Consider the following 16,833-nt stretch of genomic DNA (forward strand, 5'->3'; position numbering starts at 1 on the left):
TAGTATCTTAGCGTTGAAATGAACATCTAATAATGAAATTAATTCTGTGCTTTTTTGCGTTTTTTCTGCTGACACCTTTTAATTTGATGGCTCAAAATACAGATGAGCAGAATAAAGCAACAGTGGACTCCCTTTACAGAGAAGATCAGTTTTATGTAGGTATAACTGTAAACTTCCTTAACCAAAGACCAAAAGGTGTTAAAACAGAGAGCTTTGTTGGTAGTATGCATTTTGGTTTTCTAAGAGATATGCCAATAAATGAGAGAAGAAATATTGCTTTAGCCGCTGGTTTAGGGTATGCTTACAATAACTACGGACATAATTTATTTGTTGGAAATAATCAAAACGATGAATCTGTTTTCATAGTGCTCAACGATGATTTTGATTTTGATAAAAACAGATTTGAAACCCACGAGATAGAATTGCCGCTTGAACTTAGATGGCGCACATCTACACCTGAGTCCTATAAGTTTTGGCGGATTTATGGAGGAGTTAAATTGGGATATGTATTTTATTTTAAATCTGTTTTTAAAAATGATAATGAGAAATTAAAATACAGTACGATTGATGAGTTTAACCGTCTTCGATATACTGCCTTCATGAATTTTGGGTTTAACAATATTAACTTTCAAGTGCAATACAACATAAATTCCTTTTTTAACAGCGATGCAACGGTTGAAGGTGTGCCAATTAATATGACGGCAATCAAAATTGGTTTAATGTTCTATATCTTATAACCAATAGTTCAATAAAATAAGTTGTGGTAAAGCACCGATAAAGAATCCAAACAGAAGTTCAATTGGAGAGTGTGAATTTGTATACATCCTTGAACTTGCTACCCAACCATTTGCTAACAGAAGTAAAGATATAATCACCAGCACATTTATTTTGAAATGAATACTCAAAGCAATTAGAAACATTGTAATGCCTGAAATTCCAATCGTATGTAAACTGACTTTAAACTTGAATAATACCAATATAAATGCGGTTATAGTGGAGATGAGTATTGCTACAAAAAAGAAATAAAGTTCAGGGTACTGGGAAGGGCTAAAAACAATTCTTATGATTAAAACAAATAAAAAACACTGGAACATCAGCGGGTATCGGCGTTCTTTCACTTCATTTAAATGAACCGAGTTAATAACACGTGTAGTTTTTAATAAAAAAATTAAAAGGATGGGTATTAAAAAGGTAAGGATAAACACCACAATCAATTTTGAATACACAATTTCAGGAAAGATAAACCTGGGAGTGACATAAAAATATAAGATAACTCCTAAAAGCGGCATCAATAAAGGATGAAAAAACCAGGCTGCTATTTTAAAAAAGAAATTCATTAAAATTCCTTACGCATTCGAGCAACCGGAATATCGAGTTGTTCACGGTACTTGGCTACTGTTCGTCTGGCAATTGGATAGCCTTTTTCTTTCAGAATTTTAGCCAATTTATCATCAGTGAGCGGTTTGCGCTTATCTTCTTCACTGATAGTGATTTCCAATATTTTTTTAATCTCCCTGGTAGACACATCTTCACCCTGATCGTTTTTCATCGATTCAGAGAAAAACTCTTTGATGAGCTTAGTGCCATAGGGAGTGTCAACATATTTGCTGTTTGCTACTCTGGAAACAGTAGAGACATCCATATTGATTTCATCAGCAATATCCTTCAAAATCATGGGGCGTAATTTTCGTTCGTCTCCACTTAAAAAATATTCTTCCTGATAATGCATAATGGCATTCATAGTAACAAACAAGGTTTGCTGACGTTGTTTTATTGCATCAATAAACCATTTTGCTGCATCGAGTTTTTGTTTGATAAACTGAACGGCATCTTTTTGGGATTTTGACTTCTCTGAGGCTTCTTTATAGCCTTTAAGCATATTTGTGTATTCTCTTGATACATGCAATTCCGGTGCATTTCTGCCATTGAGTGTTAATTCGAGATTACCATCAGTTATTCTGATTGCAAAATCAGGAATGATGTGCTCTACAATTTTGTTATTACCGGAATAGGTTCCACCGGGTTTTGGGTTTAAATGTTCAATTTCATTGATGGCAGCTCGCAATTCATCTTCAGAAATCTCAAATTTTTGTAAAAGTTTATTATAATGTTTTTTACTAAAAGCATCAAAAGCCTCCTCTAAAATTCTGTAGGCTAAACTTACGGCTGCTGTGGGTGTTTTTCGGTCGAGCTGTAGCAAAAGGCATTCTTGTAAATTCCTAGCACCTACACCCGCAGGATCGAGTTCCTGCACTATGTGTAAAACTTTTTCAATGGTTTCTTCAGTAGTAAAAACATTTTGGGTGAAAGCAAGATCATCCATGATATCTTGCACTGGGCGTCTTATGTATCCACTTTCATCTATACTTCCCACCAAAAACTTGGCAATTTCTTCTTCTTCTTCCGTAAGGTGAAACGTGTTCAGTTGTGTTTGAAGAAATTCGTTAAAAGAGGTTCCTGAAGCATAAGGAACCTGTTTGTCTTCATCATCTGAGCTGTAATTGTTGGCCTGGTATTTATAATCAGGCACATCATCATCGCTTAAATATTCATCAATATTGATGTCCTCTGTATCAATGTGTTCATGATCATCATCATATTCTTCGTTGCTGAAGTTGTCATCAAAATCTTCTTGCTCCTCTTTTCCACCCTCCAATGCCGGATTGTCTACCATTTCCTGAGCTATCCGCTGCTCAAACTGTTGTGTAGGCAACTGAATAAGCTTCATCAACTGTATTTGTTGAGGTGACAGCTTTTGAGAGAGTTTAAATTGTAAGTGTTGCTTCAGCATTTGTTAACTTCTAGTGCAAACTTAAATTACACATATATTGTATTATTTGCAAGTTTATTCATTAAATTAAGTGGGTTGGGAAATGTATTTATTCTGTAAAAAATAAAAAATCACACCTCCGGCAATATACAAGCTTACGTCAATTATATCGGCTGTGTAACGTGGGTTTACATTTGGTAAATACCATTCAAAATAGAAGATGTAATAGAGCGTAACACTTGTTATCACAAAGATAGGGATTGTTAGGCGATTGTCACTCTTAATATTTTGTAAAACTATTAAGCAAAGTGTCAAAACTAATGGAATACAAAGCAGATTATTGACATAATTATTGATAAAAGTTGGCAAACCAATTCCTAGCACTTGACACGTGTATATAGTCAAAGCAACCAGAAAGGCTGCAATCATAAAGGGTTGTTTTATTAATATCATGCAGCAACAGCGGCAAATAGCCAAGCGATAAAAGCCCCAATGGCCATCACTATAAACCAAATGCCATAAATAAATTGAAAAAACAAACGAATAATGATGTTCTTATGAGCCCTGTTACGTTCAATAAATTGTCCAAATTTACTTTTTGGTGTGGCCTGCTCTTTTGCTTTTTGCTCAGCAACACGTTTTTTATCTTCTAGATCGCGTTTTAATTTGGGATTTATAAGGGTGCCACATTTAACACAGTAATCACTATTGGTATTAAAAAAGCCACAATTTGGGCACTTTATTTTGTTTTGAAAACTCAACCTTTAGGTTTATTTCTAAAACTCTGCATTAAGCGGAGTTCTTGGAAAAGGTATCACATCCCTTATGTTTGTCATTCCAGTAACAAAAAGCACCAGGCGTTCAAAACCTAAACCAAACCCACTGTGAACTGCAGTGCCAAATTTTCTGGTTTCCAGGTACCACCAAAGCTCTTTTTCGTCGATGCCTAATTCATCAATTTTTTGTTTCAATACATCATAACGCTCTTCACGTTGAGATCCTCCAACAATTTCGCCAATTCCGGGAAACAAAATATCCATTGCTCTCACCGTCTTTTTGTCATCGTTCAAGCGCATATAAAAGGCTTTAATTTTTGCAGGGTAGTCAAATAAAATGACCGGACATTTAAAGTGCTTTTCTACAAGAAAGCGTTCATGCTCGCTTTGTAAATCGGCACCCCATTCTTCAATAAGATATTTAAATTTCTTTTTCTTGTTAGGTTTTGAATCTTTTAAAATATCAATGGCTTCAGTATAACTTACGCGCTTAAAATTGTTTTCGAGTATGAATTGAAGCTTTTCCATAAGAGGCATTGGGCTACGTTCAGCTTCTGGTTTTGATTTATCTTCCTGTTGTTGGCGTTGTTCAAGAAAAGCGAGGTCATCTTGACAATTTTCAACAAGGTAGTTGATGACATATTTAATAAAATCTTCAGCAAGATCCATATTGGCTGCCAGATCGTTGAAAGCAACCTCGGGTTCAATCATCCAGAATTCAGCAAGGTGTCTTGAGGTATTTGAGTTTTCTGCCCTGAATGTAGGTCCAAAAGTGTATACTTGCCCAAGTCCCATCGCATAGGTTTCAGCTTCAAGCTGTCCACTCACAGTAAGGTTGGTTTCTTTTCCAAAAAAGTCTTCTTTGAAGTTGATACTTCCGTCATCGTTTTTTGGTACATTTTTTAAATCCATTGTGGTAACCCTGAACATTTCTCCTGCGCCTTCGGCATCACTCCCTGTAATGATGGGAGTATGTACATTATAAAAACCGTTTTTATGAAAATATTCATGAACGGCAAACGAAAGTTTGGAACGCACCCTCATAATGGCTCCAAACGTATTGGTTCTAACTCTTAGATGAGCTTGTTCTCTTAATTTTTCAAGACTGTGTCTTTTAGGTGAAAGTATGGTGAGTTTAACCTCTTCAGTGTCTGCATCACCCAATATCTCAAGTTTACTAACCTGAATTTCTACATTTTGACCTTGTCCCTGACTCTCAACCAAATGGCCCGTAACAGCAATGGCCGCACCCACAGTGACGCGTTTTAACAAAGCTTCGTCAAAATTTTCAAAATCAACTACACATTGTAAATTGTGAATTGTTGAACCATCATTCAGGGCGATAAAGCGGTTACTTCTAAAACTTCTTACCCATCCTTTTACAGTTAGTTCAATCAATGAAGGATCACTTTGTATAACCTCCAGTACTTTCTTATGTTGCTGCATAGTGTGTTGATTTTTATTAAGCAAAGATAATTTTTAGTTAATAAGCTTACAAGTATATATACCTGAAAGTATCAGTAATGTAACTTATTTTTCTTCTTCAGAAATTATATCCATAGGTGGTTTTCGCAATGTTTTTTTGTTGGCAATACTCTTTTCGAGCGAAAGCAGCAATGAAGGTAATAACAAGAGGTTTGAAAGCATAGCAAAGAGTAAGGTTGCCGATACCAAACCACCCAATGCTACGGTACCTCCAAAACTGGAAATCATAAAGACAGAGAATCCAAAAAATAAGACAATGGAAGAATAAAACATACTCACACCGGTTTCCTTCAATGCACCATACACTGATCGTTTTATTTTCCAGTTATTGGCAATGAGTTCCTGACGGTATTTGGCCAGAAAGTGAATGGTGTCATCTACTGAAATTCCGAATGCAATACTGAAAACCAATATGGTGGAGGGTTTGATGGGTACCCCCAGGAACCCCATGACTCCGGCGGTAATAATTAAAGGTAATAAGTTGGGAATTAATGAAATCAAAATCATCCTGAAACTTCTAAACATCCAAGCCATAAAAAGCGCAATCAATAAAATAGCTAATGAAAGTGAAATGAGCAGATTTTTAATTAAATAGCTTGTTCCTTTTTGATATAAAACCGCCTTTCCGGTTACAGTAACTGTATAGCGTTCTTCAGGAAATATTTTTGCAATTTCTTCGTGTAATTCTTCTTCAATGCGCTGCATACGATCCATTTCAGTGTCTTTCATAAACGTGGTGATACGCGCATATTGACCGGTAGAGTCTATGTAGCTTTCCAGTAAATTATTTTCTTGAATGCTGTTTTTAGCATAAGGCAATATAAAATTGCGTTCTTGTGATGTTGGTAATTGGTAGTATTCTGGATTTCCATTATAAAAAGCTTGTTTGGCATATTTTACGGTTTCTGCAATTGAAACTGGTTTTGAATATTCAGGAATTTCCTTGATAAAATCCTGTAATTGATCAATTCTGCGCAACGTGGCAGCAGCCATTGCTCCTTCTTTTCGTTTGGTGTCTATTAGTATTTCCAACGGCATAATACCATCATATTCAGACTCAAAAAAGCGGATATCATCAAAGAAAGCAGCTTTTTTAGGCATATCTTCAACAATACTTCCTGAAACTTTCATTTGATAAATACCAATGATGCTTACACAAAGTAATATTACTGTAGAGGTGTAAATGGCAAAGCGATGATGACGCACCATAACTACAAGCCATTTCACTAATTTGCCAATCCAGTTTTTATTTAAATGTTTTAAATGTTTGTATTTGGGGATGGCCATATAGCTATAAACAATGGGAATAATCAATAGCGAAAGCACAAAAACAGCAATGATACTTAAGGAGGCAACTGTTCCAAACTCTACAAGCAATGTGCTTTGAGTAAGCGCAAACGTCGCAAACCCTGATGCAGTTGTCATATTGGTTAGTAAAGTAGCATTTCCAACTTTTGAAATAACACGCTGTAAAGATTTAGCTTGATTGCCATGAGTTTTGATTTCCTTTTGATATTTGTTTATAAAAAAAATGCAATTGGCGACGCCAATTACGATAATCAAAGGAGGAATAAGAGCTGTTAAAATTGTAATTTCATAACCCAATAGACCAAGGATACCAAAACACCACATCACACCAATCATCACAGTAAGCATAGTAATTAAAGTGGCTCTGAATGACCTGAAAAAGAAAAAGAAAATCAGTGAAGTTACCAACAACGCTGCTCCAATAAATAGACTGATTTCGTCAATGATGTTTTTGGAATTCAGCGTGCGAATGTAGGGCATTCCGGAGGTGTACACCTCGATTTGATGAGTGCTTTCAAACGATTCAATCAAGGGGATTAAATGGTTTAAAATAAAGTCTTTTCTGGCGCTTGTGTTTACAATGTCTTTATCAAGAGCAATGATTGTTCTGAAACCTTTTTTATTGGGGCTGTAAATTAAACCTTCATAAAAAGGAAGTTTGTTGTAAAGTTGGTATTCTAGATCATGAAAATCAACCGCATCAGAGGTATTTTTTGAAATAAATGGCTTTAAGTCAAAACGTTGTTCTTCTGCGTTTTTTTCTAATATCTGTAAGTTGTCAAGTCCAATTGTAAATGCTACTTCGCTAAAAGTTCCAAGAGTGTCCTGAAGTGCATTCCAGGCTGCTATTTTTTCTGAAGAAAACACAGTGGAGTCTTTTACTCCCATAACAATAAGGTTGCCTTCTTCACCAAATATTTTCAGAAATTCGTTGTATTCTACATTAATGGGGTGATCATCCGGAAGTAAATTGGCTTCAGTATTTGAAAAGCGCATGTGTTTCCATTGGCTGGCAAAAAAAACAGTTGACAATACAATGAGAATCAAAAAAAGTGTGCGATTTCTGAGAATCAAACGAGCAGTAGTACTCCAGAACACACTTGGATTTTTGAGGTTAACAGGCTTTTTCATTGTGCTGATTAAAAAGATTGCAAAGGTAGAAATCTTTTAGAAGAAGACATCTAAATTACAGGCATTTTGAGCGTTAAGAATTTGTGAATAAATACAGTTACAGCTTTAGGTTGAATGTGAATTTAAAAGAAATATTATCCTGTGTTTGTGGTAAGTGATAGGCCCCATAACGATAAGCGAAGCTGGCGCCAAAACCAAAAAGCAATTTATTTAATTCAATTCCAGATTCTGAATATCCCTTTTCAAGGGTGTTAAAACCAATGCTTTCATGGTTTTCTTCATTTGAAAAAGTTCCAATCGCATGGCGGCTAATTAAAACAATTTCAGGTTGAAACCGGGAAGATAATTGAATAGGTTTTAACTGATGCTTAATTTGAAAAGTGGCTAATTTGTCTGAAAAAAACTCCCCAAAATACATGGTTTCAAAACTGCGGATTCCGGCAACAGAAAACCGTTTCATAACTGTCTCTTTATTTGGACTGTTTGGGTAGGCGTGATAGCTATGTGTTAAAGGAAGATCACCAAAAGCCATATTGCCTTCCAGAATTATTTCTGTAAAAGACTGATTGATGTGTTCCAGCAAATAGTCTGTTCTAAAATCAATTTTTGTATAATTAAAATCACCGTTAAGAAACCCTTTTACACTTTGAGTAAATTGCGTGGAAAACCTCGGGTATCCTGTCTTGTATTCTGTAACACCCAATGGTGTTTCCATAAAATTACCAAAAGGAGACCAATATATGGAAGTTTTGATTTCACTTAAAGTGTAGTTTGAAAATGCTTTACCATCATTTAAAAATTGATAATTTACGGTTTGGGCAATATCACTTTTAGAAAATTGTAGCTCTGTATCAATTTCGGGTATTATTTGATGTCTTAAATTTGCTTTCCAGGTCTGATACTGATAAAACTCTGAAATATTGACCAATCTGGGCTCAAAAAGTGAAAATGTTCTACGATCTGTTAAATACAGATGGCTTCCAATTTCAGCGATGTCATCTGTAAATGTAAATCCTAATATTGTGTTTGTTCTCCGGGAAAGTTCAAAATCAGTAGACACCTGATATTTGAAAGCTTCATCTTTAAAACCTCTTACTAAATAGCCGCCTACACTAAAAAAGGATGATAGTTTTTCATTTGTTACTCCACCCAAACCAGACCGAAAACCTTCGTAGTTATTATATTTAATTAAAAATTTTAGATCCAAATCAAAAAAACCCAACTCTAAAAAACCCAACCCAAAATCTTCAATGCGTTGAATTCTGCGTTCAATACCTTTGTCGATGACAACCGTTTCAGACTCTTTGTAGATTTGGTGCTCCTCGTCAGTGAGTGGGTGCAATCTATATTCATTCCAGAACGTATTGTCTTTGGTGTTTTGAGTTTCACGGGCATTTACCTGAACTCTTTTTTTTATCCAGTCTTCGGTTGTATTGAAGCCGGTTTCTGTGATGTAGGAGTTGATTTCAAAATAGGAGACTTGGTTTTCATTATTATTTGCCGGCAATTTTCCTGAAGGAATTCTTTTTCCAAATAAATAAAAGGGTTCCAGTGAGTTTAAAAGGCTAACAGACATCGATGTTTTTTGAGGAAACCAAATACCCTCTTTCTCTTTAAACTCAAATTGGTGAATTATGGTAGCTTCTATATTTTTTTTGTGATGAACAATTGCTTTTTGAACAGCAAAAGTAGCCACATCTATAAAAAGTTGTCCTTCCAAAAGTGTTTCAGAATCATCATTCAAGGGTGAAAATTGAATAATATAATAAGGGTGATTGCTTTGAGTGTCTGTTTGAATTAATTCATATTTATAGTTTTTAAATGCATTTTTTGCAAGAGGACCGTGAAAGCGTTTATCAAAAATTGTATATTCTTTTTCATAGATAGATGCGGCATAAAATGGTCTTACAAATAATGGGTAATAAGGTTGTTCAAAACCCGGAATGTTTGAGCTTAAAACTGTTTGTGTGTGTTTGTTTTTTTGATCAAAGTGATGAAGTGAGACTTCCTCAAATAAAAAGTTTGAGTCGTCACTCAATAGTTCTTGAGTTAATACTTCTTGTGTTTTAAAAATAGCTTTGGTGTATCTTTTATAACTAAAAGATTGTAGTGAGTGCTCAGAATTATTTATAGAAACCTGGCTGATTGCCTGTTCCATAATTCTGTTTGACTGTTTGTAAAAGACAGTGTCATTTTGGCCAAAAGCCAAAACAGTAAAAAGTAAATATAGAATGCTGGCTCTTAGAGACATTAGGATAGGTGTCCAAAATTGAAAACAAATGTATAAAAAAAGCGACCTTTAAGTCGCTTTTTGTTTTAAGTTTAACTAGACCGTCATTATTTCCTTTTCTTTAACTGCAAGAATATCATCAACACGCTGTATGTATTTGTCTGTGAGTTTTTGAATGTCTGTTTCTACAATTTTTAACAAGTCTTCAGAAATGTCCAATTCTTTTGCTTCACTGTTTGCTATTTTTCTGTCGTTTCTGATACTGATTTTAGCGTCTTCAGCTTCAGATTTTGCTACTTTAACAAGTTCGCGTCTGCGTTCTTCAGTCAATGGCGGAATACTGATAATGATGTTGTCACCATTGTTCATTGGGTTAAAACCTAAATTGGCTTTTAAAATTCCTTTTTCAATTTCGGGTATTAAACTTTTTTCCCAGGGTTGAACAGAGAGTGTTCTACCATCGGGGGTGTTGATGTTTGCTACTTGAGAAAGTGGAGTAGGAGTTCCATAGTAATCAACCGTGACACCACCCAACATTCCCGGACTTGCCTTTCCTGCTCGGATATTCAATAGTTGTTTTTCCAAAAACTTCAAGGCTTTGAGCATTGACTCATCAGTAGAATCCATTAAGAACTTTATTTCTTCGGTCATTTTTTTATCTCTTTAAATACGGTTTTAAAAATACTAATTTTTTACAAATTTACTTTTGTGCCTATATTTTCACCATCTACTATCTTCAAAAGGTTGCCTTTGGTGTTCATATCAAAAACTATGATTGGGAGTTCGTTTTCCTGGCTTAGGGTGAATGCAGTGGTATCCATTACTTTAAGTCCCTTACGCAAAACGTCTTCGAAGGTGATAAAGTCAAACTTGGTTGCATCTGCATTTTTTTCAGGATCTGATGTATAAATGCCATCCACACGTGTACCTTTTAAAATCACGTCGGCATGAATTTCGATGGCTCGTAATACCGCTGCAGAATCGGTAGTGAAATAAGGGTTTCCGGTTCCACCTCCAAAAATAACTACGCGTCCTTTTTCCAAATGGCGTATCGCACGACGCCTGATAAAAGGCTCTGCAACTTCATTAATTTGTATTGCAGATTGCAGCCGGGTTTGTAGTCCAGCATCTTCACAGGCACTTTGCAATGCCAAACCGTTAATTACTGTGGCAAGCATTCCCATATGGTCACCTTGCACACGGTCCATCCCTTTACTGGCTCCTGCCACACCTCTAAAAATATTGCCTCCACCAATTACAATGGCCACTTGAACACCTTTGTCTACAACACTTTTAATTTCTTGTGCATACTCGGCAAGACGGTCTGGGTCAATGCCATATTGACGATTGCCCATAAGTGCCTCTCCTGAAAGTTTTAGTAATATTCGTTTGTATTGCATAGTCTAAAAAATGTTCTGTGGGGTTGTTATTTTAATTGGTGCAAAAGTACATAAAATATTTTTTGAACTTAATTTTAATATCTAATATTCAAAAGAAGAGATTCACTCTAATGTTAAAACAAAAAAATCCGTTTCAATAAATGAAACGGATTTTTATTTTATCTAGTGTAAAGGAGGTTTACCCCAAAGCAACTCTTTCGAAAGCAACAACTTCAGCACCTGATTCAGCCTTTACATAAGCTGCAACACTTTGTTTGTTGTCCTTAATAAAATCTTGGTTAACCAAAGTGTTGTCTTTAAAGAAACGGTTAAGTTTTCCTTTAGCTATGTTGTCTAACATTGCTTCGGGTTTTCCTTCTTGACGTAATTGATCTTTTGCAATTTCAATTTCCTTATCGATAGTTTCCTGATCAACACCTTCTTCATTTAAAGCTACAGGGTTCATTGCAGCTGCTTGCATTGAAACATTTTTAGCAACTTCTTCAGCCTTGTCACCACCTTGTGAAAGTCCGGTTAAAACAGCAATTTTGTTTCCTGCATGGATGTAAAAACCAACAAATGGAGCTTCAAGGGTTCTGTAATCTCCAATTTCGATTTTCTCACCAATCACACCAGTTTGCTCAATTAATTTTTCAGCAACGGTGATTCCCTTGTAGTCTTTGGCCAATAATTCTTCTTTTGTAGAAGTGGTTAAAGCCAATTCAGCAAGTTCTGTAGCAAAGTTTACAAATGAATCGTTTTTTGCAACAAAGTCAGTTTCACAGTTAAGGGAAACAATAACACCTTTTGAGTTGTTGCTGTTTACTTTTGCGATTACAGCACCTTCGCTAGACTCACGGTCTGCTCTGTTTGCTGCTACTTTTTGACCTTTTTTGCGAAGTAGTTCGATTGCTTTATCATAATCCCCATCAGCTTCAACCAATGCTTTTTTACAATCCATCATACCGGCTCCGGTAGCTTTTCTTAGTTTATTTACTTCTGCGGCTGTGATATTTGCCATAGTTTTGTGTTTTTGCATTCCCGTGAAAACGGGAATCTCGTTAATCAATATAATTTTTTATGTAATGAATTTTAAAGAATTGAGACTCCCGTTTTCACGGGAATTTTTCTATTCCTCTTCACCAGAATCAGTTGCTTTTTCAAGAGTTTCCTTTTTAGACTCAAGCTTGACCTCTTTTTTGGCTTCTTTCATTGCTTTTTTGTCTTCAGGATCAGTTGAAGGCACTTCTACCTCTTTACTTTCCTTTTTTGCTTTAGGCTCTTTTTTAGCTTTTTTTGCCGGTTTTGCATCGCTTTGATCATCTTCTGCAGCATCTTTCTCAGCTTTTTCAGCTTTTCTTTCAGAAAGGGCTTCGGTAATAGAGGCGCTTACATACCCTAAAATCTTTTCAATAGATTTTGAAGCATCATCATTGGAAGGAATTGGGAAGTCGATATCTCTGGGGTCAGAGTTGGTATCGACCATCGCAAAAATTGGAATGTTTAACTTTTGTGCTTCCTTCACAGCGATGTGTTCGCGTAGTGTATCAACAATGAAAAGTGCAGCCGGCAAACGGCTCATATCAGAAATTGAACCTAAGTTTTTCTCAAGTTTTTCACGTTGACGTGAAACTTGTAGGCGCTCTTTTTTAGATAAGGTTTCAAAGGTACCATCTTGCTTCATTCTGTCAATAGAAGCCATTTTTTTAACGGCTTTTCTGATAGTAACAAAGTTGGTAAGCATACCCCCGGGCCATCTTTCAGTGATGTAAGGTTGGTTTGCATTTTTTGCATTTTCAGCAACGATGTCTTTTGCTTGCTTTTTTGTAGCTACGAAAAGTATTTTACGACCACTGGCAGCTATTTTTTTCATAGCCTCTGCAGCTTCATCAAGTTTTGCAGCAGTTTTGTAAAGGTTGATGATGTGAATCCCGTTGCGCTCCATGTAGATATATGGGGCCATATTGGGGTTCCATTTTCTGGTGAGGTGACCAAAATGTACACCTGCATCAAGTAATTCTTTTACTTCGATTTTTTTTGCCATTTTTTAATAGTTTACGTTCTGTAATTTAGCAATGCGCAAGTAGCTTATTTTAAGGTCTTGAGCATTTAGATGCTAAACTAATTTTTTCTCCGCTTTGGCGGAAAAAGAACAGCGTTATAAATAATTTTAGAACTTTTTCAACAAGACTGTAAATGTCTTGATGAGATTCCGCAACAAGTGCGGAATGTGATTAACGTTTAGAGAACTGGAATTTCTTACGCGCTTTTTTCTGACCGAATTTCTTGCGTTCTACCATTCTTGGATCTCTTGTTAACAAACCTTCCGGTTTTAGAGTTGTACGGTTTTCAGCATCTACTTCACACATTGCTCTTGAAAGTGCAAGACGAATTGCCTCTGCCTGACCTGTAATACCACCTCCGCTCACATTAATATTAATATCAAAGTTGTCCTCATTATTGGTCAATGCCAATGGTTGCTTTACTTTGTACTTTAATGTGTCTGTGGAGAAGTAATTGTCAAATGTTCTTTTGTTCACGGTGATGTTTCCTTTTCCGGGAGACAAATACACACGTGCCACTGCAGTTTTTCTTCTGCCGATTTTGTGAATAACTTCCATTACTTAATTTCGTTTAAGTTAATAGTTCTTGGTTTTTGAGCTTCGTGATCGTGAGATGCACCGGCATAAACCTTTAAATTTCTAAAAAGCTCTGCACCTAATTTGTTTTTAGGCAACATTCCCTTTACCGATTTCTCGATCAATCGCTCCGGATTTTTAGCGAAAAGTTCTTTAGCAGTCAAGCTTCTTTGACCTCCCGGGTAACCTGTGTGACGGATGTATTCTTTCGCGTCCCATTTTTTACCTGTTAAGTTGATTTTTTCTGCGTTGGTAACAACAACGTTATCACCACAATCAACGTGAGGAGTAAAGTTTGGCTTGTGTTTTCCTCTCAAAAGTTTTGCAACTTCTGAAGAAAGACGTCCTAAAGTTTGCCCTTCAGCATCTATATGCAACCACTCTTTTGTAACGGTCGCTTTGTTTGCAGATACTGTTTTGTAACTTAATGTGTCCACACTAATTCATTTTAAAACCCGTCTCTCGACAGGCACGTTAAACATTCCTAATTAATTCTACTAACGAGAATTGGGGTGCAAATGTACAACTATATATTTGATTTACAAACGGTGTATTTTGAATTTTTTTGTCGCTAAGCAGGAACTTTAATTTGCTTTAAATGAATTTGTTTTGGATTCTTAATAAATAATTATAATATTTTACTGAAACAAGGCGTTTATTAAAATTAGAGTCTGTAATTAACATAAGGAAGTTACAGATAAAGTTAAATGATGTTGGTAATTCAAATAAAAATGTTTGTTTTGCAAAAATTTAAAATTAATACAATTATGAAAAAAGTATTTAGTTTGGTTCTTTTGGCAGTACTATTTGCCAGCTGCTCATCAGATGATGATAATGGAGTAGCGGTTGAGGGAACTTGGAAAATGACCGCATTTAAATCTCAAAATGCTTATGACTTGAATGGAGATGGTGTCATTTCTAATGATATTATGGGAGAAACCAATTGCTATCAAAATGAAACATTGATCTTTAATTCAAATGGAACGGGTGCAAATATGTCAACTTCCTATGCTGAAATTTCTTTAGAACTTGTTGCAGGAACGGCAGACCAGTATGAATATTCAGTTGAATGTATTAATGAAAATTCGACAACTGCTTTCACCTGGTCTCAAAATGGGGATACTGTAACAGTAACCGAATCCGGTCTGACAGCATCGGCTGCTCAAGACGGAAACAAATTAACACTTGTAGTTCCTAATGGTTTTGAAATTGAAGTGGAAGACGAAAATGGAATTGCAACGGTGAATGAAAACTTGACTATTGAATATACAAAACAGTAGAATTGTTTAAATTTATGATAATAAAAGCCCCTTGAGACTTCAAGGGGTTTTTTATGGGTTAAAATTTATCATTTACGGGACTATAAATAAACTTGCAATGGCAACTGCCTCATCCCCTGTTAATATTTCATCATACGCCTGAGTGGAGGCGTCAATTGTAAATGGAGAACCATCCCCTAAATTAGTAACATTTACGCCGCCTTGAATTACATTTTCTTCTCCATTATAAACTGGTTGAGTAGCTTCAGGCATTCCTAAACCTCTTTGGTCACGTGTGATCCAACCGTTTAGACCTCTTAGTCTTCTAATTTCAGAGGCATGTCTTGCTTCAACAGAATGGATCTGCAAGGCTGGAGTTAAAAATTGAGATCCTTGGAGGTTTCCTGCTTGCCCTTTGTAAGCTCTTACGCCCGTATCTTCAAAGGCTTGTGAAAGAGCCAAAAGCTGTGCATAAGCGGCTTCTTGACCAACACCGCTATCATTGAATGGGTCAAAAGCACCGCCTGCAGTAAAATCAAAGGTTGGTTTTTCAACCGGTGTTACTCCGGCTCCTTGCAAACCGGCTTTTAAAAACTCAACGTGAGCTGCTTCATGTTGTGAAATTTGTTGGTAAACAATCTGAGATCTACCACTTGGTATAACACCAGATTGTAAGGCCAACTCGTAAAACTCATCCTCTAGATATTCCAGTGTAAGTGCCAATTGCAATGCAGAAACTGGATCGCCGGATGATTGAGCATAGGTTCGGCTTGGCATAGTTGCAAGTCCGAAAGGTATTGCTGCAAGAGCTGCCTTTTTGCCTAGAGAACCAAAAGTGCCAAATATTTCCCGTCGGGAGGTTGTATCAGAAATTAATTTTTCTGTTGTAAACTCGTCTAAAAATTTTATAATATTCATAATATTGTTTTTAAGGTTAGAAATTAGGATTAAGGTAAGCTGTTAGCAGTAAATTCTGTTACTACAAAACCGGTTGCAACAACATTAGATAAAACTTCTGATGGGTCTAATGCCAAATCCAATCCGGCATCTATCGTGACAACATCATCTCCGGCAAAATCGGCAGAATTTGGATTTATTACAGACCTTATTGCAGAAGCATGTCTGGCTTCTACAGAAACTATCTTTCCTGCAAGTACCAAATAATCCGGATTTGATAATAACCTTCCTGCACCATTATATGCTGATACACCTGTATCTTCCAAAACTTTAGCTGTAGCAAGTACCTGGTTACGGTCATTGAAATTTACACTTCCAAAATCAAATTCTAATGTGGGAAGTTTAGCAGCGGTATTATTTCCTACTGCAGCAGAAATTGCTGCACTAAAAAAATCACGGTGGTTTACCTCATGGTTGTATAAATCCAAAAGCAATTGTTTTTCTGTAGGATTTGCACCTGACCAATAGGAGCCATTGACCACCTTGGTATAAAAATCTGCTTCCAGTTGTTCTAATGCAAAAGCATAATTTAAAACACCTAAATCCCCGGCACCTAAATCAAATACATCATCTTCAGGCGGTGTATACACGTCGTCATCATTACTGCAGGCCATAAAAAGACCTGTGCCCACAAGAGCTAAACCACTTAACTTTAAAAACTGCCTGCGTTGGTTAAATTTTCCCCCCTTGGGTTGAATTACTTTAATCACATTTTTTTTCATAATATTTGTTTTAATTAGTAAATTAAATTTGTGAAAGAAGAGAAAATAATTGTTTAAAAAGGGCAGTAATTTAATTTTAAACTATAGCGAACTAAACTTTCTTTAATATATACGAAATATATAAATTAAAGGTTTTAAGGATCTTACATATATCACATAAGTATGTTACATATATCC

At 35.9% G+C, this 16,833-nt stretch carries 16 protein-coding genes; 2 read left to right on the forward strand and 14 right to left on the reverse strand.

The window, feature by feature from the left end; genetic code table 11:
* Positions 1–32: 32 nt before the first annotated feature.
* Complete coding sequence (locus tag IEV69_RS01800) at positions 33–737, forward strand: outer membrane beta-barrel protein (RefSeq protein ID WP_188438853.1); 705 nt, start codon at positions 33–35, stop codon at positions 735–737.
* A 599-nt stretch (positions 738–1,336) separates the two neighbouring features.
* On the opposite strand, the gene rpoN is transcribed toward IEV69_RS01800, so the two are convergent.
* The 12 genes from rpoN to rplM form a co-directional block, all read right to left on the reverse strand.
* The gene (rpoN, locus tag IEV69_RS01810; protein WP_188438857.1) at positions 1,337–2,791 is read right to left on the reverse strand and encodes an RNA polymerase factor sigma-54; all 1,455 of its coding nucleotides are present in this window, start codon (positions 2,789–2,791) and stop codon (positions 1,337–1,339) included.
* Between the two features lie 66 nt (positions 2,792–2,857).
* The gene (locus IEV69_RS01815) at positions 2,858–3,199 is read right to left on the reverse strand and encodes a hypothetical protein (protein WP_229741262.1); all 342 of its coding nucleotides are present in this window, start codon (positions 3,197–3,199) and stop codon (positions 2,858–2,860) included.
* A 20-nt stretch (positions 3,200–3,219) separates the two neighbouring features.
* Positions 3,220–3,531, reverse strand: coding sequence for a hypothetical protein (locus IEV69_RS01820; protein WP_188438862.1), 312 nt, complete (start codon positions 3,529–3,531; stop codon positions 3,220–3,222).
* 15 nt (positions 3,532–3,546) lie between these two features.
* Positions 3,547–4,992, reverse strand: a complete 1,446-nt coding sequence (gene asnS / locus IEV69_RS01825) for an asparagine--tRNA ligase (RefSeq protein WP_188438864.1) — start codon at positions 4,990–4,992, stop codon at positions 3,547–3,549.
* 84 nt (positions 4,993–5,076) lie between these two features.
* On the reverse strand, positions 5,077–7,470 hold the full coding sequence (locus IEV69_RS01830; protein ID WP_188438866.1) for an efflux RND transporter permease subunit: 2,394 nt from the start codon (positions 7,468–7,470) through the stop codon (positions 5,077–5,079).
* A gap of 97 nt (positions 7,471–7,567) precedes the next feature.
* Entirely contained in the window at positions 7,568–9,628 is a 2,061-nt protein-coding gene (locus IEV69_RS01835) for a DUF5686 family protein (RefSeq protein WP_229741263.1), read from the reverse strand.
* Positions 9,629–9,796: 168 nt separating this feature from the next.
* Positions 9,797–10,351, reverse strand: coding sequence for a ribosome recycling factor (gene frr, locus IEV69_RS01840; protein WP_188438869.1), 555 nt, complete (start codon positions 10,349–10,351; stop codon positions 9,797–9,799).
* Positions 10,352–10,392: 41 nt separating this feature from the next.
* Positions 10,393–11,100, reverse strand: a complete 708-nt coding sequence (gene pyrH, locus IEV69_RS01845; RefSeq protein WP_188438871.1) for a UMP kinase — start codon at positions 11,098–11,100, stop codon at positions 10,393–10,395.
* Positions 11,101–11,278: 178 nt separating this feature from the next.
* Positions 11,279–12,100: a translation elongation factor Ts gene (tsf, locus tag IEV69_RS01850; protein ID WP_188438873.1), complete on the reverse strand. Its 822-nt coding sequence runs from the start codon at positions 12,098–12,100 to the stop codon at positions 11,279–11,281.
* A gap of 108 nt (positions 12,101–12,208) precedes the next feature.
* Positions 12,209–13,123: a 30S ribosomal protein S2 gene (gene rpsB / locus IEV69_RS01855; RefSeq protein WP_188438875.1), complete on the reverse strand. Its 915-nt coding sequence runs from the start codon at positions 13,121–13,123 to the stop codon at positions 12,209–12,211.
* Positions 13,124–13,313: 190 nt separating this feature from the next.
* Positions 13,314–13,700, reverse strand: coding sequence for a 30S ribosomal protein S9 (rpsI, locus tag IEV69_RS01860; RefSeq protein WP_188438877.1), 387 nt, complete (start codon positions 13,698–13,700; stop codon positions 13,314–13,316).
* Positions 13,700–14,155 (reverse strand): 50S ribosomal protein L13, encoded by a 456-nt coding sequence (gene rplM / locus IEV69_RS01865; protein ID WP_188438879.1) that lies wholly within the window; start codon positions 14,153–14,155, stop codon positions 13,700–13,702. Before rplM ends, rpsI begins: the two co-directional genes overlap by 1 nt.
* A gap of 330 nt (positions 14,156–14,485) precedes the next feature.
* Here rplM and IEV69_RS01870 point away from each other — a divergent pair, with 330 nt between their 5' ends.
* Positions 14,486–14,998 carry a hypothetical protein gene (locus tag IEV69_RS01870; protein ID WP_188438881.1) on the forward strand — a complete coding sequence of 171 codons (513 nt, stop codon included), beginning with the start codon at positions 14,486–14,488 and terminating at the stop codon, positions 14,996–14,998.
* A 72-nt stretch (positions 14,999–15,070) separates the two neighbouring features.
* Here IEV69_RS01870 and IEV69_RS01875 read toward each other — a convergent pair whose 3' ends face one another.
* Positions 15,071–15,895, reverse strand: coding sequence for a ferritin-like domain-containing protein (locus IEV69_RS01875; RefSeq protein WP_188438883.1), 825 nt, complete (start codon positions 15,893–15,895; stop codon positions 15,071–15,073).
* A gap of 29 nt (positions 15,896–15,924) precedes the next feature.
* The gene (locus IEV69_RS01880; RefSeq protein ID WP_188438884.1) at positions 15,925–16,656 is read right to left on the reverse strand and encodes a ferritin-like domain-containing protein; all 732 of its coding nucleotides are present in this window, start codon (positions 16,654–16,656) and stop codon (positions 15,925–15,927) included.
* Positions 16,657–16,833: the final 177 nt, after the last annotated feature.

The organism is Planktosalinus lacus (assembly GCF_014640155.1).
Lineage (GTDB): Bacteria > Bacteroidota > Bacteroidia > Flavobacteriales > Flavobacteriaceae > Planktosalinus > Planktosalinus lacus.